The sequence below is a fragment of the Pseudomonas sp. Sample_24 genome (assembly GCF_004307605.1).
In the GTDB taxonomy this organism is placed as follows: domain Bacteria; phylum Pseudomonadota; class Gammaproteobacteria; order Pseudomonadales; family Pseudomonadaceae; genus Aquipseudomonas.
This window is the reverse complement of sequence record NZ_RCNW01000233.1, coordinates 6,758-8,161: the sequence shown is the minus strand read 5'-3', so window position 1 is coordinate 8,161 and position 1,404 is coordinate 6,758. Positions and strand designations below refer to the sequence as shown.

Sequence of the window (1,404 nt, the reverse complement as noted above, 5' to 3'; positions counted from 1 at the left end):
AGCGTGGGAACGATCATCCTGAGCAATAAAAAAACCCGCTGAAATCACTTTCAGCGGGTTTTTCATTTGAGCAGCAGGAGAATCAAAAATCCTCCAACCGCCACACCTCGTAAGCCGGCGTCTCGTAGGGATGGCTCTGCTTCAGAGCCGCCACTACCGGGCGAATCAACTCATCGGCCACCACCAGCTCAACTTTCCATTCCTCCACCCGTTCGACCTGCCCCGCTTCGCCAATGAACGGCTGGCTGCCGTCCAATGGACGAAACTGGCCTTGGCCCAACACCTGCCAGGCGCAGTGATCGTAAGCACCGATCCGTCCGCCACCAGCGGCGAATACGGCGCTTTTGACCACTTCGACATGACTGTCAGGAACAAAAAAGCAGAGCTTGTACACAGCGCTTAGTTCACCCAAACGCGAGCATTACGGAACATGCGCATCCAAGGTGCGTCTTCGTTCCAGTCTTCCGAACGCCACGAGTTCTGCACGGCACGGAACACACGCTCCGGGTGCGGCATCATGATCGTTACGCGACCGTCGCGGCTGGTCAAACCGGTGATCCCGCGCGGCGAACCGTTCGGGTTGGCCGGGTAGGTTTCGGTGACCTTGCCGTGGTTGTCGACGAAACGCATCGCCACGCAACCGGACAGATCGGCTTCCAGCAAAGCTTCTTCGCTGGAGAACTCGGCATGACCTTCGCCGTGAGCGATGGCGATCGGCATACGCGAACCGGCCATGCCCTGCAGGAAGATCGAGTTCGATTCCTGGATCTGCACCATCGCCACACGGGCTTCGAACTGCTCGGAACGGTTACGCACGAAGTGCGGCCAGAACTCGCTGCCCGGGATCAATTCGTGCAGGTTGGACATCATCTGGCAACCGTTGCACACGCCGAGGGTGAAGCTGTCGTTACGCTCAAAGAAACCCTGGAACGCATCGCGGGCACGGCTGTTGAACAGCGCGGATTTCGCCCAGCCTTCACCGGCACCCAATACGTCGCCGTAGGAGAAGCCGCCGCAAGCGACCAGGCCCTTGAACTCGTTCAGGTCGACACGGCCGGCCAGAATGTCGCTCATGTGCACGTCGATCGCGTTGAAACCGGCACGGTCGAACGCCGCCGCCATTTCCACCTGACCGTTGACGCCCTGCTCACGCAGCACGGCAACCTGTGGGCGAATGCCTTTCTTGATGTAAGGCGCGGCGATGTCCTGGTTGACGTCGTAGCTGAGCTTGACGCTCAGGCCCGGGTTGTCTTCTTCCAGCAGCACATCGAATTCCTGATCGGCGCAGTCGGCGTTGTCACGCAGGCGCTGGATCTGGTAGCTGGTTTCGGCCCACTGGCGTTGCAACAGACGACGCTGGCCTTCGAACACGGTGTCACCGTTGAAGGTGATGTTGATCTGGCC

The 1,404-nt window shown here is 59.5% G+C and carries 2 protein-coding genes; both read right to left on the bottom strand.

Features of this window, described 5'->3' with window-relative positions; translation table 11 throughout:
* Window positions 1-82: 82 nt before the first annotated feature.
* Complete coding sequence (locus tag D8V06_RS12750) at window positions 83-394, bottom strand: YqfO family protein (protein ID WP_130907863.1); 312 nt, start codon at window positions 392-394, stop codon at window positions 83-85.
* Window positions 395-399: 5 nt separating this feature from the next.
* On the bottom strand, window positions 400-1,404 hold a 1,005-nt coding region (locus D8V06_RS12745; protein WP_177434414.1), incomplete at its 5' end, for a phosphoribosylformylglycinamidine synthase subunit PurQ.